The 20,667-nt window shown below is 66.2% G+C and carries 19 protein-coding genes; 1 reads left to right on the top strand and 18 read right to left on the bottom strand.

Translation table 11 applies throughout. From position 1 onward, the window contains the following. Nucleotides 1-130: 130 nt before the first annotated feature. The 18 genes from DFR29_RS05105 to DFR29_RS05020 all read right to left on the bottom strand — a co-directional run bounded on the left by DFR29_RS05105 (nucleotide 131) and on the right by DFR29_RS05020 (nucleotide 19,904). Nucleotides 131-1,306, bottom strand: coding sequence for an ABC transporter permease (locus DFR29_RS05105; protein WP_133817483.1), 1,176 nt, complete (start codon nucleotides 1,304-1,306; stop codon nucleotides 131-133). Beyond that, nucleotides 1,303-2,037: an ABC transporter ATP-binding protein gene (locus DFR29_RS05100; protein WP_133817482.1), complete on the bottom strand. Its 735-nt coding sequence runs from the start codon at nucleotides 2,035-2,037 to the stop codon at nucleotides 1,303-1,305. Before DFR29_RS05100 ends, DFR29_RS05105 begins: the two co-directional genes overlap by 4 nt. Further along, a complete protein-coding gene (locus DFR29_RS05095) occupies nucleotides 2,034-3,497 on the bottom strand; it encodes an alpha/beta hydrolase (protein WP_133817481.1) in 1,464 nt (487 codons plus the stop codon). The genes DFR29_RS05100 and DFR29_RS05095 overlap by 4 nt, the downstream gene beginning before the upstream one ends. A gap of 73 nt (nucleotides 3,498-3,570) precedes the next feature. Then, the gene (locus DFR29_RS05090; RefSeq protein ID WP_133817480.1) at nucleotides 3,571-4,338 is read right to left on the bottom strand and encodes a hypothetical protein; all 768 of its coding nucleotides are present in this window, start codon (nucleotides 4,336-4,338) and stop codon (nucleotides 3,571-3,573) included. 70 nt (nucleotides 4,339-4,408) lie between these two features. Further along, nucleotides 4,409-4,990, bottom strand: a complete 582-nt coding sequence (locus DFR29_RS05085) for a hypothetical protein (protein ID WP_133817479.1) — start codon at nucleotides 4,988-4,990, stop codon at nucleotides 4,409-4,411. 190 nt (nucleotides 4,991-5,180) lie between these two features. Then, a complete protein-coding gene (locus DFR29_RS05080; protein WP_133817478.1) occupies nucleotides 5,181-6,182 on the bottom strand; it encodes a pyridoxal-phosphate dependent enzyme in 1,002 nt (333 codons plus the stop codon). 375 nt (nucleotides 6,183-6,557) lie between these two features. Continuing rightward, complete coding sequence (locus DFR29_RS05075; protein ID WP_133817477.1) at nucleotides 6,558-6,788, bottom strand: ACT domain-containing protein; 231 nt, start codon at nucleotides 6,786-6,788, stop codon at nucleotides 6,558-6,560. Continuing rightward, nucleotides 6,785-8,470 (bottom strand): acetolactate synthase 2 catalytic subunit, encoded by a 1,686-nt coding sequence (gene ilvG, locus DFR29_RS05070; protein ID WP_133817608.1) that lies wholly within the window; start codon nucleotides 8,468-8,470, stop codon nucleotides 6,785-6,787. Before ilvG ends, DFR29_RS05075 begins: the two co-directional genes overlap by 4 nt. Before the next feature lie 41 nt (nucleotides 8,471-8,511). Continuing rightward, the gene (ilvC, locus tag DFR29_RS05065) at nucleotides 8,512-9,552 is read right to left on the bottom strand and encodes a ketol-acid reductoisomerase (protein WP_133817476.1); all 1,041 of its coding nucleotides are present in this window, start codon (nucleotides 9,550-9,552) and stop codon (nucleotides 8,512-8,514) included. A gap of 207 nt (nucleotides 9,553-9,759) precedes the next feature. Beyond that, nucleotides 9,760-11,409, bottom strand: coding sequence for a dihydroxy-acid dehydratase (ilvD, locus tag DFR29_RS05060; protein WP_133817475.1), 1,650 nt, complete (start codon nucleotides 11,407-11,409; stop codon nucleotides 9,760-9,762). A gap of 156 nt (nucleotides 11,410-11,565) precedes the next feature. Next, the gene (leuB, locus tag DFR29_RS05055; RefSeq protein ID WP_133817474.1) at nucleotides 11,566-12,639 is read right to left on the bottom strand and encodes a 3-isopropylmalate dehydrogenase; all 1,074 of its coding nucleotides are present in this window, start codon (nucleotides 12,637-12,639) and stop codon (nucleotides 11,566-11,568) included. Beyond that, nucleotides 12,636-13,220, bottom strand: coding sequence for a 3-isopropylmalate dehydratase small subunit (leuD, locus tag DFR29_RS05050; protein WP_133817473.1), 585 nt, complete (start codon nucleotides 13,218-13,220; stop codon nucleotides 12,636-12,638). Before leuD ends, leuB begins: the two co-directional genes overlap by 4 nt. Then, a complete protein-coding gene (gene leuC / locus DFR29_RS05045) occupies nucleotides 13,217-14,629 on the bottom strand; it encodes a 3-isopropylmalate dehydratase large subunit (RefSeq protein ID WP_133817472.1) in 1,413 nt (470 codons plus the stop codon). Before leuC ends, leuD begins: the two co-directional genes overlap by 4 nt. Continuing rightward, nucleotides 14,629-15,576 carry a branched-chain amino acid transaminase gene (locus DFR29_RS05040; RefSeq protein WP_133817471.1) on the bottom strand — a complete coding sequence of 316 codons (948 nt, stop codon included), beginning with the start codon at nucleotides 15,574-15,576 and terminating at the stop codon, nucleotides 14,629-14,631. The genes leuC and DFR29_RS05040 overlap by 1 nt, the downstream gene beginning before the upstream one ends. A gap of 9 nt (nucleotides 15,577-15,585) precedes the next feature. Continuing rightward, the gene (locus DFR29_RS05035; RefSeq protein ID WP_133817470.1) at nucleotides 15,586-17,175 is read right to left on the bottom strand and encodes a 2-isopropylmalate synthase; all 1,590 of its coding nucleotides are present in this window, start codon (nucleotides 17,173-17,175) and stop codon (nucleotides 15,586-15,588) included. Nucleotides 17,176-17,640: 465 nt separating this feature from the next. Continuing rightward, on the bottom strand, nucleotides 17,641-18,552 hold the full coding sequence (locus DFR29_RS05030; protein ID WP_166653880.1) for a DUF4878 domain-containing protein: 912 nt from the start codon (nucleotides 18,550-18,552) through the stop codon (nucleotides 17,641-17,643). 150 nt (nucleotides 18,553-18,702) lie between these two features. Next, nucleotides 18,703-19,086: a hypothetical protein gene (locus tag DFR29_RS05025; RefSeq protein ID WP_133817468.1), complete on the bottom strand. Its 384-nt coding sequence runs from the start codon at nucleotides 19,084-19,086 to the stop codon at nucleotides 18,703-18,705. Between the two features lie 272 nt (nucleotides 19,087-19,358). Next, nucleotides 19,359-19,904 (bottom strand): hypothetical protein, encoded by a 546-nt coding sequence (locus tag DFR29_RS05020; RefSeq protein WP_133817467.1) that lies wholly within the window; start codon nucleotides 19,902-19,904, stop codon nucleotides 19,359-19,361. A 250-nt stretch (nucleotides 19,905-20,154) separates the two neighbouring features. On the opposite strand from DFR29_RS05020, the gene DFR29_RS05015 reads away from it, so the two are divergent. Further along, nucleotides 20,155-20,418 (top strand): hypothetical protein, encoded by a 264-nt coding sequence (locus DFR29_RS05015; protein ID WP_133817466.1) that lies wholly within the window; start codon nucleotides 20,155-20,157, stop codon nucleotides 20,416-20,418. Nucleotides 20,419-20,667: the final 249 nt, after the last annotated feature.

Below are 20,667 nucleotides of genomic sequence, written 5' to 3'. Positions count from 1 at the left end.
AAGATGTATCTGCGTTGACGCGGGCGGCCGCCGCTTCCCCCCAAGCAACCAGGAATGTCCTCGCCTGCGACAGCGGCCAGTACATCGCCCGGCGGCCGCACCGCGGCAAGCCCGGCCTGCCGTCGGCGGGCTAGCCCGACACTGCCAGTTTTTCTGATTTATATACTTGCGCAGTAATCCACGCTACCGCGGCGGCAGCCAGGAAGCCGCTGCCCAGGCACAGCGCCAGCTGCTGCAGGCTTACCGCTTCGGCGCGCACCAGCCGCGTCACGATCAGGTGCTGGCTCAGCAATGGCACGGCGAACATCCAGGCCTGCGCCTTCAGCGGCAATACCGCCAGTAAAGCCGATGGCAGCATCGGCACCAGCATCAGCAGCGACAGATAGGTCTGCGCTTCGCGATAGCTCTTGGCAAATGCCGAGATCAGCGTCTGCAGGCAGGTGGCCAGCAGAACCAGCGGCAGCATGCAGAGCAGGGCCACCGCGGCGAAATGCGGGCCGAAATCCAGCACCATGCCAATTTTCTCGGTGGGGATAAAGCCGCCGGCATAGCCGAATGCGAGCAGCGACAGCGACAGGCTGGCCATGGCGAAGGCGAACGTCGCCGCCAGCTTGCCGGCGAGAATGCGCGAACGCGCCACCGGATTGGCGAACAAGGGCTCCAGCGACTGCCGCTCGCGCTCGCCGGCGGTGGTGTCGATGGCCAGGTACATGCCGCCCATGAAGGCCGACAGGATGAGGAAATACGGCAGCATCGCAAACAGCAGCGCGCTGCGGCTCTGCGGCGTGGACTGGTCGCGCGAGGCCACCGCCAGCGGCGAGGCCAGCGCCGGCGACAGCCCGCGTGCCATCAGGCGCAGGGCGCCGGCCTGGCCCGAGTACGCCTGCAGCGTGGCGCGCAGGCGTTCGACCGACGAAGCCGCGTCGCGCTGGGACGAGTCGTACAACAATTCCACTTGTGCGGTCTTGCCGGATTTCCAGGCTTCGCCGTAGTCGGCCGGAATGCGCAGCACCAGGTCCTGTTCCTGCGCGCGCACAGCGGCCTCGGGCTGGTCCGGCGCCGGCTTGATGCGTACGCCGTTCTGCTGCAGGAAGGCGACCAGGTTGGGCGCGTACTCGGCGCCGGCCACCGGTACGTCGATCGGTTTTTCGTTGCGGTCCAGCTCGCGCGAGATCAGCAGCGAAGTCAGCCCGACGAACAGCAAGGGCCCCAGCAGCGGACCGACGATCAGCGCGTTGACGATGGTGCGCCGGTCGCGCAGGTTTTCCACGATTTCCTTGAGAAACACCACGAAGACGGCGTTCATGCGGCAAGCCCTTCGTCACTGCCGATGATGCGCACGAAGGCTTCCTCCAGATTGGCTTCGCCGGTCTGCGCGCGCAGATCGTCGGCCGTGCCCGCCGCGACGACACGGCCCTTGGCGATGACAACGATGCGGTCGCACAGCGCCGCCACCTCCTGCATGATGTGGCTGGAAAACAGCACGCAGCGGCCTTCCTCGCGCAGCTGCAGCAGAAAGCGCCGCATCGCGCGCGTGGCCATCACGTCCAGGCCGTTGGTCGGCTCGTCCAGGATGATGTTGCGCGGATCGTGCACCAGCGCGCGCGCAATCGCGGTCTTCACGCGCTGGCCCTGGGAAAAGCCTTCGCTGCGCCGCTCGGCGATATCGGCCATCTCCAGCGCCGCGATCAGCGCATCGCAGCGCGTGCGTGTCGTCGCCGCATCCAGCCCCTGCAGGCGGGCGAAGTATTCGATGTTTTCCCGCGCGCTGAGGCGCTTGTACAGGCCGCGCGCGTCCGGCAGCACACCGAGGCGGCGGCGCACCGCATTGGCGTCGGTGGCCGCGTCGATACCGTCGACGCGCACGCTGCCGCGGTCCGGCGTCATCAGCGTATACAGCATGCGCAAGGTAGTGGTCTTGCCGGCACCGTTGGGGCCGAGCAGGCCGGTGATTTCGCCGTCGCGCGCGGCGAAGCTCACGCCGGCCACGGCCTGGACCTTGCCGAAGGCCTTGTGCAGATCGTCGACCTCGATCATGGGCTGGCTCCGTTGTAGTCGAGGAAGAACGGCGTCGCGCCCAGGCTGGCGATGCAGCCCGCGTCCAGCTCGGTGGTCTGCAGGCTGTCGACGAATTTGCCCAGCAGGCGCGGCAGGCAGCCGCGCCCCATCACGTTATGACCCTGGCCCGGCGCCACCAGATGGCGCGCGCGGGACAGGTTCTTCGCCACCTGTTCGCCGTAGCGCGGCGGCGTGACCGGATCGAATTCGCCCGACAGCAGCAAGGTGGGCAGGTCGCTCCGGAACGGCTGGTGGAAATCGGCCGGACGCGTGCCGCGCGGCCACACCGCGCACTGCGCCTGCATGCTCGCGACGAAGTCGCCGCCGAGGATCAGGCCCGCATCTTCGGGCCGCGCGGCCAGCAGGTCGGCGTCTTCGGCACAGATCACCGACAAGCCCATGCCCGAGGTCAGGCTGGCGCCCAGATCGTCGGTGATCAGGCTGGCCTGGCCCATCAGCGGCGCGGCATTGCCCGCGGCGGCCTCGTGGATGGCCAGCGGCAGCAGGGCCGCGGTTTCCGGCGCGTAGGCATACAGGCGCACCAGGCCGGAGAAGGTGTCCGCGTCGAGCGCATGACTCAGCGGCGCGAAGGTGAGCGGATCGCGCAGGCTGACCGGTAGCGGCTGTTTCTGCAATTGTTCGCGAAATTCATACAGTTCCTTGTATACATCGCCGAAACGGGCCTTGCAGGCTTCCTCCTGGCTGCAGGCGGCAAAGCGTGCGCGCAGGGAATCGTCGAGCACGCGGGCAAATTCGCTGCCCAGCACCAGCTCGTTCGGCGCCACGCCGTCCAGCACCAGGCTGCGCACGCCATCGGCATGGCGCTGCGCGTACTGCTGCGCCACGCGCGTGCCGTAGGAAATGCCGACCAGGTTGAACTTCACGCCGCCCAGCGCCTGGCGCAGCGCTTCCAGATCGGCCACGGCCTCGGTCGTCGTATACAAGGCAGGATCGGCCTTGGCCTGCAAGGCCTTGAGGCAGTCCTGCGCCGCGGTCCTGGCCGCTGCGTTGTCCAATGCCTGGGCCTGGGCCGCCTCGACCACGCCCTTGTCCGCGTCGCAGCGCAGCGCATTGGAACCGCCGGTACCGCGCTGGTCGAGCAGGATCACATGCCGGTTGCGCCGCGCCGGCCCGAGTGCGCCGGCAACCTGCGACCAGGACTCGGTCGCCGCCTGGCCCGGCCCGCCGGCCAGCAACACCAGCGGATCGGCCTGCACATGCGCTGCTTCGCTCTTGATCAGGGCGAGGCGAAAACCGATCTGCCGGCCCTGCGGCTGCTGCCGGTTTTCCGGCTGGCGGAATTCGGCGCACCAGGCTGCCGTGGTGACGGCGGAACGCGGCTGGCTCAGTTCGCAGCGGTGGAAATCCAGGCTGCCCAGGCGCAGGGAATCGTCGGCCGCACTCAGCGCCAGCAGGGCCGCGCCAATACTCGCAAGCATAGGGTTTCCTCGACAGATGTCCGGCCGAGTGTAGCCGCTGCGCCGCAGCCGCGGACAGGCGTGCGGACCTGCTTCAGCAGGGCACGGCGCTGGCCGCCGAACCGATCAGCTGCAGCAGCAGATTGACGATGCGCGTGCTGATGCGCGCGCGGTTGAGCAGGATGTCGGCGAGAAAGCCGCCGACCAGGCCGAGATAGACGAAATAGCCCAGGCCGACGTAGTCGCCGAACACGATCGCATGCAGCCAGTCCTGCCGGAACAAATAGAAAAATCCCACCAGCACGGTTGTGGCCAGCAACACCGCCGCCGGCAGCAGCAGTTGCAGCCGCGCGGCTCGGCGCAGCCGCAGGCACAGGCCCAGCAGCAGGAACATCAACGCGTTGGCCACGCAGAAGATGCGCCACTCGCGCGTCAGCGCAGCGGCGACTTCACGGTATTTGCTGCGAACCAGGCCGGTCAGGCGTTCGTTCTGCTGCAGCAACTCGCTCAGGCGGCCGCGCAGCTGTTCGGTGTTTTCGCCGAACACGATCTTGCGGCAGGGACAGGCGGGATCGCTCATCTCGATCGCGACCGAATCGATCAGCGCCGCCAGGCGCGGACGCAGGCGGTGCCGGATCGCGGCGATTTCCGCCGCGTACTTTTCCGAGGCACGCGCCGCCAGTTGCAGCACCGCGCTGTCGTCCAGCGCGGCGAGCTTGTCACCGACACGCTGCTGTATTTCCTGCTTGATCAGCTCGCGCGCCAGCGCTTCGACCAGCAATGGATTGGCATACGACGCCAGCAGACCCGCACCGAACAACAGCAGGCCCAGGGCGGCAATCCAGGCGATGGCGATACGCATGCGGGTTCCTTGGCGTGGCGGTTGCGGCGCTACGGGCTGCCGCTGCCGACAGGTTGATGCGAACCGCGGCTCAAGGGTTGCGCGCGCGCCCGTGCGGGTCGTGACTGGAGTCTGCTGCGTCCTGCACCGCCGCGGTTTCCTCCACGGCATGGCCGGCATGCGCGGGTGCCGCAGCGGGGCCGGGGCCGGCCAGGGCTTCTGCCGGCATATCGTCGGTGCGCGCCGGGGCCGGCGCTACTTCCTGCAGCTGACGGCCCACGCGCACGCGCAGCACCATCAGCACCAGCAAGGCCAGATTCAAGGCCAGCGGTATCGCCGCGAAACCCAGGCCGGCGGCCCAGCACACCAGGATCAGCAGCAGCGACAGCCCCGCCGGCAGGGCCACCACCCACCAGCGCCGGTCGTCCCTGGCCCAGACCCGGTAGACCGCAAACACATACAGCCCGCCGAATACGCCGTTGACCAGCGCGTCGAGAAGCCCGCCGCGCAGCAGCACGCCGGCAAACGTCATCAGATAGCCAAAAGCCGAATACGCCAGGATGCCGATGGTCACCAGCATCAGGTTGTAGTCCTGCGACTGCAGAGCACGGCGCCGGTCGCGCGCGGCAATGTCGCGGCGGAAATCGGGCGAGGCCTGGGGTGCGTCGTTCATCGGCATGGCTCCGGGGCTGACAGGTTGGCTGCCCGCGCGCCGCCGCGACCGGCAGCACGGTCGGCGTAGCGCTATGCAGGAGCCAAGCATAGAACGCGCTGTCGCGTACCGGCCATCCTTCGTCGACCGGCGCCACCTACCGATAACCGGCGCTCCCTGCCGTGCCGGGACGGCCGGCAGCGCCGCCGCCTCAGCACAGACGCTGCTCGTTCTGCCAGCGTGCCAGATCGCCCAGCGTGACCACCTGTCCGCCGCAGACCACGCCGACCACCTGGCGCATTCCCGCCAGCGCCGCATGCTGTGCATACAGCGGCGCCAAGGCGGTGCCGCAGGCGGGCTCGATCATCTGGCCGTGTTCTTCGGCCAGGCGCACGCAGGCATCGGTGGCAGCGGCATCGCTGACTGTCACCGGCACTACGTCGAATTCGCGACAGGCGGCTATCAGTGCCGGCGCGATGCGCTTGACGCAAAGACTGGTCGCCAGGCTGCGCGGCGCCGTGAGTTCGACCACGCTGCCACGGGCCAGGCTGACAGCCAGCGACGCCGAACCCTCGGGCTCTACCGCGAGCACGCGCGTATCGCGCCAGCCGACCCGGCGCAGGCCTTCGAGCACGCCCAGCAGCAGGCCGCCGCCACCGACAGCGACGGCGATCGCATCGGGCTGGCTGTCGCATTGCTGCACGAGTTCCTCCACCAGCGAGGCATGGCCTTGCCACAGCAGCGGATCGTCGAACGGCGGGATAAACGCCGTTTCCGGCTGCTGCGCCAGCTGCAGCGCAACGGTATTGGCTTCGTCCCAGACAGCACCTTCGCAGCGCAGTTCGGCGCCGAGTGCGCGGATGCGCGCGCGCATGAATTCCGGCGTGCAGTGCGGAATGACGACAGTGACGGCGATGCCCAGGGCGCGGCCGGCCCAGGCCACCGCATAGCCTGCATTGCCGGCGGAAGAACAGACGAAGCGGCGGACGCCGCGCGCGGCATGGTGCTGGCACAGATGGCCGATGCCACGCAGCTTGAACGAACGCGCCGGCTGCAGGTTGTCCAGCTTCAGCCCGACGCGCAAAGAACCGATGCGCGTATCCAGCAGCGGCGTAACGATATGCAGCGGCGCGGCGCCGATGGCGCTGGCCGCGGGTACGGCAGGTTTCGGATCAGCGCGGTACGGCAGTACTGAGGCGGCGTAGGCGGTCATGGTGGCGTTCGCAAGGTTTGACGGGGGCGGCAACGGCGGACGACACGCGGCTAATTCGAATGCTCTGCTGGTACATGATGTTCTCCGATGAACCGATAAGTGTAATTAGTAAAAAAGAACCATTGCCGCAACCCTCGCCTGCCGGCACGGCAGACGAGGGTTGGGCGAGGGGGCGCTGCCGATGGCTTGTGACAGTCTGGCCTCGCCACAGCATGCGTTCTGCGGCCAGGCCCGAATGGATCACCCACGTCACCACCGTCCCCCTCACCCCAACCCTGCACGCCGCCGTTCCATGGCCACGCCCAGAGCGCCCTCGACCGTCATTCCCGCCGCGCCACCGGCGGCGGGGAAACCGGCGCCTGTCTCAAGCGCCGCTCAAACCGCTTCGACCACTTTCACTTGCTGCACATCCACCAGCCGCTCCAGTTGGCGGCAGAGGATCTGCGGATCGCGACTTCCGTCCAGGGTCAGGCTGACCGTAAAGCGCAGCGCGTCGCTGGCGGCGTTTACCGCCAGCACATTCCAGCCGCGCCGTTCTATCGTGCCCAGCACGCGCAGTAGCGCCCCTTCGGCCCGATCCAGCGCGAGCTCCAGGCTGCAACTCATGCGGCGCACCCCATCATTTCTCCGTTCGACTTGCCCGGCGGCACCAGCGGCCAGACGTTCTCGCGCGCGTCGATCTTGACGTGCAGGAACAGCGGGCCTGGCTCGCGCAGCAGGCGCTGCACCGCGCCATCGATCTGGTCGCGCCGCTCGATGGCGAAGGACGGAATGCCGAACGCCTTGGCCAGTTCGGCAAAATCGGGATTATCGGAAAGATCCACTTCGCTATAACGCTCGGCGAAGAACAGCTCCTGCCACTGCCGCACCATGCCCAGGCTGGCGTTGTCCAGCAGCACGATCTTGACCGGGATGTTGTAGCGCTTGAGCGTGGCCAGCTCCTGGATGTTCATCATGATGGAGCCATCGCCGGAGACGCAGATCACCGTCGCACCCGGCCGCGCCAGCTGCGCGCCTATCGCCGCAGGCAGGCCGAAACCCATGGTGCCCAGGCCACCCGAGGACAAATGCGCCGCGGTGTAGGGCACGCGCCAGTGCTGCGCCACCCACATCTGGTGCTGGCCTACGTCGCTGGCGACGATCAGGCGATTGCCGCCGGCTTCGGACAATTGCTTGAGCAGGGCCGGCGCATAGATGCCCTCGCCCGGCGCATCGTAGCGCCACGCATGCTGCTGCTTGAGCACGCGGCAGCGGCGCTGCCACGGCCGTATCGCCACCGGATGCACCAGTCGCGGCAGCAGTTCGCGCAGGTCGCCGACCAGGCCGACATCGCAGGCGCGCAGCTTGCCCAGTTCGGCCACGTCCGCGTCCATATGGATGACGCGGGCATCCGGCGCGAAGGTTTTCAGCGCGCCGGTGGCGCGGTCGTCGAAACGCGCACCGACCACCACCAGCAGATCGCATTCCTGCACGGCGTAGTTCGCCGCCGGATTACCGTGCATGCCGAGCATGCCCAGGTAATGCGTCTCGTCCGGATCGCAGGCGCCCAGGCCTTTCAGCGTGGACACCGCCGGTATGCCGGTCAGGCGCGCGAACTCGCGCAGTTCGCGCTCGGCATTGGCGATGCCGACACCGCCGCCGACGTACAGCAGCGGTTTCTTCGACCGTGCCAGCAGCGCATGCGCTTCGGCCAGGCGCGCCTCGGTCACGTTCGGCAGGCGCGTGGCGACCTGGCGCACGCTGCGCGCGACGGCCCTGGCCACGGCCACATCCTTGGGCAGGTCGATCAGCACCGGGCCGGGCCGCCCGCTGGTGGCGATGGCGATGGCCTCGCGCACCACGGCATAGACGTCTTCGGCGCGGCGCACGATGTAACTGTGCTTGACCACCGGCAGGCTCATGCCGAACACGTCCACTTCCTGGAACGCGTCGGTGCCCATCAGAAAACTCGGCACCTGGCCGGTGATGGCCAGCAGCGGCACCGAATCCAGGTAGGCATTGGCCAGGCCGGTCAGCAGGTTGGTCGCGCCCGGGCCGGACGTGGCCAGGCAGACGCCGACGCGGCCGCTGGCCCGCGCATAGCCGTCGGCGGCAAGTGCCGCACCCTGCTCGTGCCGCACAAGAATGTGCTTGAGCGGCGAATCCACCAGCGCGTCGTAGACCGGCATGATGGCGCCGCCGGGATAGCCGAAGATGGTGTCGACGCCTTCGGCTTCCAGCGCATCCAGCAGATGCTGCGCGCCGCTGCGCAAGGTACCGGCACTGGCGCCGGCCGCGGCGGGCGCCATGCCCGCCGCGGTGTTTCTCGAGTCGCGCCCCCCGTCCATGGTCAGGCACTCCGTTTCAGTGGGGCGTCGGCAGCGGGCGCGACCGTGGTCACCGCCGGCTGCGCCGGATTCAGCCAGGGCATGCGTGCGCGCAGCGAGGCGCCGACCTGTTCGATCGGATGATTCAGGTCTTTCTGCTTCAGCGCACGGTAGTTGCCATTTCCGGCTTTATATTCTTCCACCCATTCCTTGGCGAAGCGGCCGTCGCGGATCTCGTCGAGGATCTGCTTCATGCGTGCCTTGGCACCGGCATCGACCACGCGCGGACCGCGGGTCAGGTCGCCGTATTGCGCCGTCTCGGAAATGAACTGGTGCATCTTCGCCAGGCCGCCTTCGTGCAGCAGATCGACGATCAGCTTCAGCTCGTGCAGCACTTCGTAGTAGGCGATTTCCGGCTGGTAGCCGGCTTCGGTCAGGGTTTCGAAACCGGCCAGCACGAGTTCGGTCGCGCCGCCGCAGAGCACGGCCTGTTCACCGAACAGGTCAGTCTCGGTTTCCTCGGCAAAGCTGGTTTCGATCAGCATGGCGCGCGCACCACCGATGCCGGCGGCATAGGCCAGCACCTTGTCGCGGGCCTGGTCGCTGGCATCCTGGTGGATGGCGTAGATACACGGCACGCCGTGGCCTTTCTCGTATTCGCGCCGCACCAGCGCGCCCGGGCCCTTGGGTGCCACCAGCACCACGTCGATGTCGGTGCGCGGCGCAATCTGGCCGAAATGCACATTGAAGCCGTGGGCGAACAGCAGCGCGGCGTTGGGCTTGAGGTTGGGCGCGATGGCATCGGTATACAGCGCGGCCTGCACCATGTCGGGCGTCAGCACGGCGACGAGGTCGGCGCCTTTCACGGCTTCGGCCGGCTCGGCCGTCTTCAGCCCGTCGGCGCGGGCCTTCTCCCAGGACGGTCCGTTGCGGCGCACGCCGACGGTGACATCGAGGCCCGAATCCTTGAGGTTCAGCGCATGGGCGCGACCCTGGCTACCGTAGCCAAGTACAGCGATGCGGGCGGACTGCAGGGCGGCGGTGGTCGGTACGGTCGTGCTCATGCGGATTCTCCGGAAAGTTGTGGAACGATGGATTTGTTGGCAGCGACGGCAGCGAGGTGCGTCGGTGCGAGACGATGAGTGAGGAAGCTGGAGATTTGCGGCGCTGACAAGACAGCGCCGGAAACTCCCTCTCCCTCGACTGCGTCAGGGAAGAGGGCCAAGGCGGCGCGCCGCTCGGAAGGGAGTGGCGTCGCAAGCACACATCGGCTAGCCATGCGTCACCGCCCCTTCCGCCGCCGAGCCGACCAGGCGGGCGTATTTGGCCAGCACACCGCCGACGACTTTGGCTGCCGGTGGCTGCCAGTCGGCACGGCGCGCTTCCAGCGGCGCATCGGTGGACAAGGTGCGTGTTTCCGCGTCGATGACCAGATGATCGCCTTCGCGCAACAGGCCGATCGGTCCACCGCGCGCCGCTTCCGGCGCGATATGGCCGACCATGAATCCATGCGTGGCGCCGCTGAAACGTCCGTCGGTGATCAGGGCCACGTCGTTGCCCAGGCCGCGGCCGACCAGGGCCGCGGTCACCGCCAGCATCTCGCGCATGCCGGGGCCGCCGGCTGGGCCTTCGTTGCGGATGACGACGACGTCGCCGGCCTTGATCGCCCCAGCCTGCACCGCGGCAAAAGCCTGTTCTTCGCTGTCGAATACGCGCGCCGGACCTTCGTGGCGCAGACGGCCCTGGCCAGCCAGCTTCAGCACGCAGCCCTGCGGCGCGACATTGCCGTAGAGGATGGAATAGCCGCCGCGCGGCTTCAGCGGCGCACTGGCCGGAAGCACCACGTCCTGGCCCTGCATCTGCGGCGCCGCCGCATCGAGTTCGGCAAACAGCGATCTGCCCGTGACCGTCGGTGCATCGTCGATCAGGCCGCCGGCGCGCATCGCCGCGGCCACCAGGCCGGCACCGCCGACATTGGTCAGCTCGATCGCGGTATAGCGGCCGCCGGGCTTCAGATCGGCCAGCACCGGCGTATCGCGCGAGGCCGCTTCGAAATCTTCCAGGCTCAATGCCACGCCGGCTTCGTGGGCAATCGCGAGCAGGTGCAGCACCGCATTGGTGGAACCCGCGGTCGCCGCCACCAGACGCGCGGCGTTGCGGAACGCGACCGGCGTCAGCAGGTCGCGCGGCAGGCGCTTTGCCTGCAGGCACTCCATCACCAGCTCGCCGCAGCGGAAGGCCGCGTCGCGCTTGGCCGGGTCGGTCGCGGCAATGTCGTTCAGGCCCAGCGGCGACAGGCCCAGCGCAGTCAGCACCATCGCCATGGTGTTGGCGGTGAACTGGCCGCCGCAGGCACCGGCGCCGGGGCATGCACTTTTTTCCACTTGGCAAAGCTTTTCTTTGGATAACTTACCGGCACCGTGGGCGCCGACAGCCTCGAACACGTCCTGCACGGTGATCGAGCGGCCGTCCAGGCGGCCATGGGCGATGCTGCCGCCGTACAGCGCCACGCCCGGAATGTTCAGCCGCGCCAGCGCCATGGCCGCAGCCGGAATGGTCTTGTCGCAGCCGCACAGCACCACCATGGCATCGAGGCAATGGCCGTCGACAGCCAGTTCGATCGAGTCGGTGATGATTTCCCGGCTGACCAGCGAGGCGCGCATGCCCGAAGTGCCCATGGCAATGCCGTCGGTCACGGCAATGGTGTTGAACTCGATCGGCGTGCCGCCGGCGGCACGGATGCCGTCGCAGGCCGCGGCGGCGAGGTCGCGCAGGTTCAGATTGCACGGGCTTACGTTGGACCAAGTGTGCACCACCGCGATCAGCGGCTTGGCGATGGCCTCGTCGTCCAGCCCGGTGGCGCGCAGCATGGCGCGCGCCGGCGCGCGGTCGGGGCCGTTTTTGATCGCGTTACTGCGCATGAGAAGGTGCTTCCGTTGCGGACTGGGCGGCGTGCGGGGACGCGCACTGCGCGTCCGGCCTGGCGGCGGTGTGGAGAGGGCGACAAGTTGCCTTGTGCGCACCGGTACTGTCTTGCGCCGGAAGCGCGCGGGCGCGCCGCAATGCGTCGAATGCGCTCATGCGGCCTCCTGCGCCGTTGCGCGTTCGCTCAGTGCGGCCAGCACCGCGGCAGTGGCTTCGCGCGTGCCGGCGCTGCCGCCCAGGTCGCGCGTGAACACGCCGGCATCGATGACGCGGTCCACCGCCTGCTCGACCGCCGCTGCTTCACCGGCCAGGCCCAGCGAATGCCGCAGCAGCAGCGCCGCCGACAGGATTGCGCCCAGCGGGTTGGCCACGCCGCGACCGGCGATGTCCGGCGCGGAACCGTGGATGGGTTCGTACAGGCCGCGGGTACCCTCGCCCAGCGAGGCCGACGGCAGCAGGCCGAGCGAACCGGCCAGCGCCGCGGCTTCGTCGGTGAGGATGTCGCCAAACAGGTTCTCGGTGACGATCACGTCGTAGGCGGCCGGGCGCGTCAGCAGCAGCATGGCCATGGAATCGACCAGCTGGTGTTCCAGCGCCACGTCGGGGAATTCGTGCGCCACGCGCTGCGCGGTCTCGCGCCACAGGCGCGAGGTTTCCAGTACGTTGGCCTTGTCCACCGAGGTGACGCGGCGGCCGCGCGTGCGCGCCAGCTGGAAGGCGCGGCGGAGCACGCGTTCGATTTCCGCCGTGGTGTAGCGCGTTTCGTCGGTGGCGGTGTCGGCCGTACGCGTCTTGGCGCCGAAATACGCACCGCCGGTGAGTTCGCGCACGAACATCAGGTCGACGCCGCTCAGGCGTTCGGTTTTCAGCGGCGACAGTTCAGCCAGGCGCGCATGCACGCGCACCGGGCGCAGGTTGGCGAACACGCCGAGTTCCGCACGCAGGCGCAGCAGGCCCTGCTCCGGCCGCAGCTTGGCCTTGGGATCGGACCATTGCGGCCCGCCGACCGCGCCCAGCAGCACGGCATCGGCCTGCTTGCACACGATCAGCGTTTCCGCCGGCAGCGGATCGCCGTGGGCGTCGATGGCGCAGCCGCCAATGGCGTGCTCGCTGAACTCGAAATCGTGATCGCCGTGCGCGGCCACGTGGCGCAGCACGCTCACGGCCGCGGCGGTGACTTCGGGGCCGATGCCGTCACCCGGCAGTACGGCGATGCGCGCCTTCATGCGGCCTCCTGGCGCAGCCGTTCGAAGTGTTCGATCTGCGGCGCCTGGGACAGCAGAAAGCCGAGCTGGTCGACACCGGTCAGCAGGCAGTGCTTGGCGAACGCATCGAGCTGGAAGCTGAAGCGGCCACCATCGGGCAGTTCGATGGTCTGCGCGGCCACGTCGATGGCCAGTTCGATGCCCGGATGGGCCAGCAGATAGCGGTGTTCGGATTCGCTCAGCACCACGGCGAGCAGGCCGTTCTTCAGCGCGTTGTTGCGGAAGATGTCGGCAATCTCGCTGCTCAGCACCGCGCGCAGGCCGAAATCCAGCAGCGCCCAGGGCGCGTGTTCGCGCGAGGAGCCACAGCCGAAATTGCGTCCGGCGACGAGGATTTCGCAGCCGCGTGCAGCGGGCTTGTTCAATTCGAATGCCGCATTCGCGCTGCCGTCGGCGTTGTAGCGCCAGTCGTTGAAGGCATAGCGGCCCAGGCCGGCGCGTTCGGTGGTGGTGAGAAAACGCGCGGGGATGATGCGGTCGGTATCGATGTTCTCGTGCGCCAGCACCGCAGTGTGCGAACGCAGATGGGTAACGGGTTTCATGCGGCTTGTTCCTGCAGCAGGGATTGCGGATCGGCGATGCAGCCGGCCACGGCAGACGCCGCGGCCACGGCGGGGCTGGCCAGCACGGTGCGTGCGCCCGGGCCCTGGCGGCCTTCGAAATTGCGGTTGGAGGTGCTGACCACGAGCTGGCCAGGCTTGGCCAGGTCGCCGTTCATGGCGATGCACATGGAGCAGCCGGGTTCGCGCCATTCGGCGCCGGCGGCACGGAACACCTGGTCCAGCCCTTCGCTCTCGGCTTCGCGCTTGATGGCCAGCGAACCGGGTACCACCAGCATGCGCACGCGCGCATCGAGTGTGCGTCCGCGCAGCACGTCGGCTGCGTCGCGCAGATCGCTCAGGCGCGAATTGGTGCAGCTGCCGATGAACACCACGTCGACCGACATGCCGATCAGCGACTTGCCCGCTTCGACTTTCATGTAGTCCAGCGCACGGCGTTCCTGCAGCGAAGCCGGCGTCGGCACCGGCGCATGCAGCGCCACCACCATGCCCGGATGCGTGCCGTAGGTGACGGTCGGTGCGACGCGGCTCGCATCGACGCGCACTTCGCGGTCGTAGCGCGCATCCGCATCGCTGGCCAGGGTGTTCCAGTAGGCGACGGCCTTGTCCCAGTCTTCCCCCTGCGGCGCATACGGCTTGTTGCGCAGATAGGCGTAGGTCGTTTCGTCCGGCGCAATCAGGCCGGCGCGAGCGCCGGCTTCGATGGCCATGTTGCACACGGTCATGCGCTGTTCCATCGACAGCGCCTGGATGGCGCTGCCGCGGTATTCGATGACATGGCCGGTGCCGCCGTTGACGCCGATCTGGCCGATGATGTGCAGCACCAGGTCTTTCGCGCTGCTGCCCGCGGGCAGAGCGCCGTCGACGTGGATGGCCAGGGTCTTCGGCTTTTGCTGCAGCAGGCATTGCGTGGCCAGCACATGGCCGACTTCGGTGGTGCCGATGCCGAAGGCCAGCGCGCCGAAGGCGCCGTGGGTCGAGGTGTGGCTGTCGCCGCAGACGATGGTCATGCCCGGCTGGGTGGCACCGAGTTCCGGACCGATCACATGCACGATGCCGCGATGTTCGCTGCTCCAGCCGTTCAGGCGGATGCCGAACTGGGCGCAGTTCTTTTCCAGTTCGCCGACCTGGGCGGCGGCTTCCTCGCTCGCATACACCGGCTGGCCCAGATCGTCGAACGGCGTGGTCGGCGTGGAATGGTCCAGGGTTGCCAGGGTGCGCTCGGGACAGCGCACCGGCAGGCCCCGCGTGCGCAATTCGGCGAAGGCCTGCGGCGAGGTCACTTCATGGATCAGGTGAAGGTCGATATACAGCACCGCCGGCGTGGCCGCGGTCTGCGGCTTGACCAGGTGGGCATCCCACAGCTTGTCGAACAGGGTACGCGCGGCCATTACGCAGCCTCCTGCGCATAGCGGCGGGCCTGTACCGGCGTGAGCCAGCCCCAGTGGTCTTCGGTGCTGCCGTCGAACAGGCCGAAGAAGGCGCGCTGCAAGGCCTTGGTCACAGGGCCGGGCTTGCCCTCGCCGACCGGCTTGCGGTCGACCGAACGCACCGGCGTGAGTTCCGCCGCGGTGCCGGTCATGAACACTTCGTCGGCGAAATACAGCATTTCCCGCGGCATGGGCTGCTCGTGCACGGCATAGCCCATTTCCTGTGCCAGCGTCATCACCGTATCGCGCGTGATGCCGCAGAGGATGCTGGCGCCGGCCGGCGGTGTATAGATCTTGCCATTGCGCACAATGAACAGGTTTTCCCCCGCGCCTTCGCTGAGCAGGCCGCCCGGTGCCAGTGCGATGCCTTCGACAAAGCCGCCGTTGACCGCTTCGCGCGCTATCAGCTGGCTGTTGAGGTAGTTGCCGCCAGCCTTGGCGCCGCTGGGATAGGTATTCGGCGCAGCGCGGTTCCAGGAACTGACGCAGACGTCGACGCCTTGCTCCAGCGCCGCGGCGCCGTGCATGCTGCCCCATTCGATCGCGATCACCGCCACGTCGACCTGGGTTTCCAGCGGCGGCGCCAAGCTGAAGGTGAAGCCCGAGCGGTAGACGATGGGACGCAGATACGCGCTGCCCAGCTTGTTCGCGAGCACGACTTCGGCGCAGGCCTGGTCGATCTCATCGGCGCTGTAGCCGACATTCAGATCGTAGACGCGAGCGGAATGGAACAGCCGCTCGGTGTGGTCGCGCAGACGGAAGAACATCGGGCCTTGCGGCGTGGCATAGACGCGCTCGCCCTCGAATACCGACGAACCGTAGTGCAGTGCATGCGCGCCAACCCCGACCGAGGCCTCCGCGAAAGGTTTGATGCGACCGTTGTGCCAGACATAAGCAGGCGTTTTCATGCACTTTCCTCAAGCCAGGTTGGCGGCCGCCGGGGCGGCCGTGTCGGTTTTGCTGCGTTCTATACGATTGGCAATTTCCAGCGCTGCCAGCGCGGCCGCCTCGACGATGTCGGTGGAGATGCCGCGGCCGCGCAGTTCGCGCCCGCCGTGGCGCACGCCCAGCGTGGCCTGGCCCTGGGCGTCGCCGCCTTCGGACAGGGCACGGATGTTGAAATCGATCAGTTCGAACTCCTGCGCCACAGCGCGGCCGATGGCGCGCAAGGTGGCGTCGACCGGGCCGTCGCCGATGGCGGCTTCGCTGGCCTGGCTGCCGTCTTCGTGCAGCAGCCGCACCGAGGCCGAGGCACTGCCGCCCAGGTGCGAAGCCGCATGCAGATGCACGATGCGCCAGGGCCCCAGCGCTTCGGCGTCGCGGCCCAGGGCCAGCGCTTCCAGGTCGCTGTCGAACACTTCGCGCTTCTTGTCGGCCAGGGTCTTGAAGCGCGTGAAGATCTGGTCCAGCTCAGCGTCGTCTGGCGTATGCCCCAGCGCGGCCAGGCGCTCGCGCAGGGCATGGCGGCCGCTGTGCTTGCCCAGCACCAGCTGCGAGCGGGCAAAGCCGACGTCTTCCGGCCGCATGATTTCGTAGGTGCCGCGGTGCTTGAGCATGCCGTGCTGGTGGATGCCCGATTCGTGCGCGAAGGCGTTCTCGCCGACCACCGCCTTGTTGCGCGCAATCGCATGGCCGGTGATCTGCGCCAGCAGACGCGCGGCGGGATACAGCCGCGGCGTGCGCAGGCCGGTTTCCACGCCGAACAGCTCGGCGCGCGTCTTCAGCGCCATCGCGATCTCTTCCAGCGCCGCATTGCCGGCGCGCTCGCCGATGCCGGTCAGGGTGCACTCGACCTGGCGCGCACCGGCCGACACCGCCGCCAGGCTGTTCGCCACCGCCATGCCCAGGTCGTCGTGGCAATGCACCGACAGCACGGCGCGTTCGATGCCGCGCACTTCGCGGCGCAGATAGCTGATGCGCTCGTGCATTTCCGCCGGCGTGGTATAGCCGACCGTATCCGGCACGTTCAGCGTGCCGGCGCCGGCCTCGATCACCGCGGCGAACACGTCGGCCAGGTAGTCGGCCTCGGTACGCATGGCGTCTTCGGCGGAAAATTCCACATCGGCGCACAGTTCCCTGGCGCGGCGCACCGCGGCGACAGCGGCGTCGATCACCTGGGCGCGGCTCATGCCCAGCTTGTGCTCGCGGTGCAGCGGACTGGTCGCGATGAACACGTGGATGCGGCCGCGCGCCGCCGGCTCCAGCGCCCGCGCCGCAGTTTCGATATCGCCGCGCTGGCAGCGCGCCAGCGCGCAGATGCTGCTGGAACGCACTTCCTGGGCAATCGCCTGCACCGAGGCGAAATCGCCATCGGAAGCCTGCGGAAAGCCCGCTTCGATGATGTCGACGCCGAGCTCGGCCAGTGCATGGGCGATTCGCAGCTTCTGCGCCCGGGTCATGGAAAAGCCGGGCGCCTGCTCGCCGTCGCGCAAGGTGGTGTCGAACACGCGTACGCGTTCGCGCTGCGCTACGGGGAATGGGATTACGGGGGAATCTGTCGGTGTCATGGTCTGCTCTTGGCAGGCCAGGGCAACAAAAAACCCCGCACTCGTTGCCGGGTGCGGGGTTTTTTAGTGTTCGTGTCGAGTTGTTTATCGACGCGCGCCCTAACCCGCACCTCCGGAGGTAATAAGAAGTACGAGTACAAGTACGAGCGAAATTCGCGCGGCGAAGACGCACAGATCCACCGGCACGAGCGTGGGCTCGGCGGAGGCGATCTGGCGGTGGTTGGTGCGCTGCGTCATGGGGACCGACGCTATTCGCCGGGCTGAAGAGGTGTCAAATGGCTTCGGTTTTTTTGATTGATTACGGCGCTAACGCGTAGTTATTCGACAAATTTAGACACTTATGCCCTCTGGATCGACCCGGAATGTGTCCGGACAACAAAACCGGGCACAGGCTGGGGTAAGCCACAGGTGCACCCCAACCTGGATGGTCTCGCGATGGGTTCGTGCCGAATTGCCTGTACGAACTCAGTCGCCCGACTTCATGCTGGTTTTTTCCACTTTCCACTTGCCGTCTTCCTTGACCAGTTTGCAGGTGCCGCTGGATTTCTCGCCGGACTGGCCGACTGCATCGAGGGTCAGCTCGGCGTGATCGCCGAAATCCTGTCCACCGGTGACCGTCGCGCTCTTGGGTGCGAACGATTTCATCATCTGCAGCATCATGGGGAACTTCGGATCGTTCTTCTGCGCGCGCATCTTGTCGGCCTGGGCCTTGCTCACGGTCGCCAGCATCGCGTCGATATCGCCCTTCTGCATGGCGGCGAGATTGGCCTGGAATACCTTGCCCGCCTCGCCGCCGCCGGGCGGCAGCGGCTTGCCGCCGGCCGCAGGCGCTGCCGCGCTGCCAGCCGCTTTGCCGCCGGCGGCGAGCGACGCGGTGCTGGCATAGGCCAGGTTGAAGCTGAGCTGGCAGCGCAGCTCGTCCGCATCGCCTTCCAGCACGAAGCTGGCCTCGACATGACTGGCGTCGCTGGCCTTGGGCGTGAGCGTGCCCACGCCGGTACCCGAGGTCGAATAGCTGATGCCGCCGCCGTTGTAGTTCAGCGCGGTGACGGTAGTGCCCTCCAGCGTGAGCTTGATCAGTCGCGCCTCGCGGCTGCCCATCAGCTGGCGGCGCAGGGACGACTCTTTCATGCTGCCGTCGCTGATCCTGGCCAGCGCGGCCTTGTCCAGCGCAAGCGTACTCAGCGCCACCACCACATCGGTCTTCGTCTTGTCGAAGCTGTTGGGCTGCTTGAACACCAGGCCGTCGACGATGGTGCTGGTTTCTTCCTTGTAGCGGCAGTCGCCGCTGACGCTTTCGGCCTGGGCCAGGCCGCAACCGGACAACAGCAGGGACAGCAGGGCGAGACGGCGGCTATACGCGAACAGGGGATGCATGAGCGGAACTCCGATGCGGTAGTGACAGCAGCACAAACGCGCCGCGGCGGCAGAACGAACAGAGCGGCACCAGCAGCGTCCACATGGGCGTAACCGCTGCACCATCTTCGCAGTAACATTCGCCTCAGCGCGGCCTATGGCATGTCAGCATCACTTGGGGTGCGATTGGCGCAGGGAATTGCAACGCGGCACATTCATTTTTCGCTGATCCTGCGATCCTGGTGAGCGCACGCTACGCAAAACACACAACACGGCTGGTAGCTCGAAACTCTCCGCGATGATCTCGATCACATCGCCAGACTGCATCTCGATTTGCAGCCTCTGCTTGCCAAGTGAATCTTCAGGACCTCTCACAACGTTGATGCTTACGCTTGGCCCCCAACCAAATTCTCTGGGCATCGTAAAGCGCTGAAGGCCAGAAAATCGCAGCTCATAGTCAAAGCCATCCCACCGAACGTCCAAACGCCCGACACCAAGCGCCCAATCAACAGATGTGGAAACAAGCGTCCAATCGTGCATATCGGCAGATGGCATGCGGGAGACTTTCTACTGCTGCCACCAATCTCTCTGCGATAAGAAGCTCCTTTTCGGCCGCGACGTAGCGAAGGCGCAAGTCACTGCTAGAAATGTCAGCGCGCCAAGCAGACTCGGCCTCTCTCATGACTTGCTGTGCATGGCGAAGCTGTTCGGGCGAATTCATTCGATTCAAGGCGTGCAAATTCGTATTCCTGATTCGGCCAGATTCCTATCGACAATCCTCGTGATTTGTACTCACGCCAAACCCAGAAGAACAAATCTTTGCAAGTCTATTTAATGCAAATTTTTTTACCTGTTTTGCAATCGATGGCATATCGTGCGCCGCCCTCTATCATAAAAACGAGGCTACTTTCCTCGATACCGAGAAATATGTCATCCCAATATTTTTCTATGTGCCACATGATCTCTCCGCTAGGAGAAATACAAACAGAACCACCTTCGTAAATTCCCATCAAAAGTTCTTCGTAAGCCTGGAATTCGGTTGCATAGAAACCTGTGTCATCGCTGGCGGCGCGATGAAGATCTAGAGTCTGGCACTGCTTAATCGGAGCATTTTTAAAGATCAGCCATCGCCTGATCCCTAAAACTAGAAAGAGAGATTGCCACTGAACAACTTCCACCGATGGAACTAGGCTGCCCTTGACATTATCGAAGATAAGGCCTGCAAAGCTCTCTTCGACCACCTCCTGTCCATTCAAGTTGAACACAATGGTTGCCGGTCGATCACCTTTGTTTAGGCGTGCTGCAGCGAGCAAGGGCGTTCCGTGAACAGAAGCAGCCTCGCTACCAATGGTTGCGTCATTAACTGCAATCACCGCGTCGTTCCTCCTAGGGTTTCAACCGCTTTTTCAGGGCCTTATCGTCTGTGACGAGAGGCAAGTTGTTCTCTAGTGCTTGCGCTCCTGTAATCCCATCTCCGAATCGTCCTGGGCGATCAGTCAGCATACCCCGGATGTTGATTCGCGTATTTATCGATGCTGCGCGGTAAACGTAGATAGATCATAGGCAGCACCTGGAACACCACGGAGAGCTGGCCGTAGTGCTTGCAATACGCCGCACCTGGATATGCTCATCCGCATCGCCGACGCCTTGCAGGTCACGCTGGATGAACTAGTCGGCCGCAGCGAGCCCGAGAACGAACCGCTCGTGCGCAATGCGCAACTGCATGCGTTGATCCAGCAAGCCGATGGCCTGCCCGACGCCGATCAACAAGCCTTGATTCAGGTCATGGACGGTTTGATCAAGAAGACACAGCTCAATCGCGTCCTCACTGGGCGCACACCACGCCCCGCCAAGACCCGCAGCACACGCCTCACCGCCAGTCGATAAAGCCTAGAACGACGAAGCCCCGCGCAAGGGCAGGGCTTCGTTCGATGCATCGGCGGGACAGGCAGTGCCGCAAAAGTAACTTTGCTGTGTTTGTAATTATCTTGCCGCCTTCCTTCCAGGAGTGGGCTGAACATGTCGGCACCACGATTCTGCCAACCCACAGCACTCCTGCATTGTGGGTGGCACCGTTCTCCGATCACACCATGTGGTGTTGCATCGACCAGTTGAAACCGCCGCGCTAGAACGACA

The sequence above is a fragment of the Tahibacter aquaticus genome (genome assembly GCF_004363655.1).
Lineage (GTDB): Bacteria > Pseudomonadota > Gammaproteobacteria > Xanthomonadales > Rhodanobacteraceae > Tahibacter > Tahibacter aquaticus.
This window is presented reverse-complemented; position numbering and strand designations above follow the sequence as displayed.

Coding starts and splice junctions, on each gene's coding strand:
- DFR29_RS05105 (WP_133817483.1), bottom strand. CDS start 1,306: ATGAACGCCGTCTTCGTGGTGTTTCTCAAGGAAATCGTGGAAAACCTG.
- DFR29_RS05100 (WP_133817482.1), bottom strand. CDS start 2,037: ATGATCGAGGTCGACGATCTGCACAAGGCCTTCGGCAAGGTCCAGGCC.
- DFR29_RS05095 (WP_133817481.1), bottom strand. CDS start 3,497: ATGCTTGCGAGTATTGGCGCGGCCCTGCTGGCGCTGAGTGCGGCCGAC.
- DFR29_RS05090 (WP_133817480.1), bottom strand. CDS start 4,338: ATGCGTATCGCCATCGCCTGGATTGCCGCCCTGGGCCTGCTGTTGTTC.
- DFR29_RS05085 (WP_133817479.1), bottom strand. CDS start 4,990: ATGAACGACGCACCCCAGGCCTCGCCCGATTTCCGCCGCGACATTGCC.
- DFR29_RS05080 (WP_133817478.1), bottom strand. CDS start 6,182: ATGACCGCCTACGCCGCCTCAGTACTGCCGTACCGCGCTGATCCGAAA.
- DFR29_RS05075 (WP_133817477.1), bottom strand. CDS start 6,788: ATGAGTTGCAGCCTGGAGCTCGCGCTGGATCGGGCCGAAGGGGCGCTA.
- ilvG (WP_133817608.1), bottom strand. CDS start 8,470: ATGGCGCCCGCCGCGGCCGGCGCCAGTGCCGGTACCTTGCGCAGCGGC.
- ilvC (WP_133817476.1), bottom strand. CDS start 9,552: ATGAGCACGACCGTACCGACCACCGCCGCCCTGCAGTCCGCCCGCATC.
- ilvD (WP_133817475.1), bottom strand. CDS start 11,409: ATGCGCAGTAACGCGATCAAAAACGGCCCCGACCGCGCGCCGGCGCGC.
- leuB (WP_133817474.1), bottom strand. CDS start 12,639: ATGAAGGCGCGCATCGCCGTACTGCCGGGTGACGGCATCGGCCCCGAA.
- leuD (WP_133817473.1), bottom strand. CDS start 13,220: ATGAAACCCGTTACCCATCTGCGTTCGCACACTGCGGTGCTGGCGCAC.
- leuC (WP_133817472.1), bottom strand. CDS start 14,629: ATGGCCGCGCGTACCCTGTTCGACAAGCTGTGGGATGCCCACCTGGTC.
- DFR29_RS05040 (WP_133817471.1), bottom strand. CDS start 15,576: ATGAAAACGCCTGCTTATGTCTGGCACAACGGTCGCATCAAACCTTTC.
- DFR29_RS05035 (WP_133817470.1), bottom strand. CDS start 17,175: ATGACACCGACAGATTCCCCCGTAATCCCATTCCCCGTAGCGCAGCGC.
- DFR29_RS05030 (WP_166653880.1), bottom strand. CDS start 18,552: ATGCATCCCCTGTTCGCGTATAGCCGCCGTCTCGCCCTGCTGTCCCTG.
- DFR29_RS05025 (WP_133817468.1), bottom strand. CDS start 19,086: ATGCCATCTGCCGATATGCACGATTGGACGCTTGTTTCCACATCTGTT.
- DFR29_RS05015 (WP_133817466.1), top strand. CDS start 20,155: ATGCTCATCCGCATCGCCGACGCCTTGCAGGTCACGCTGGATGAACTA.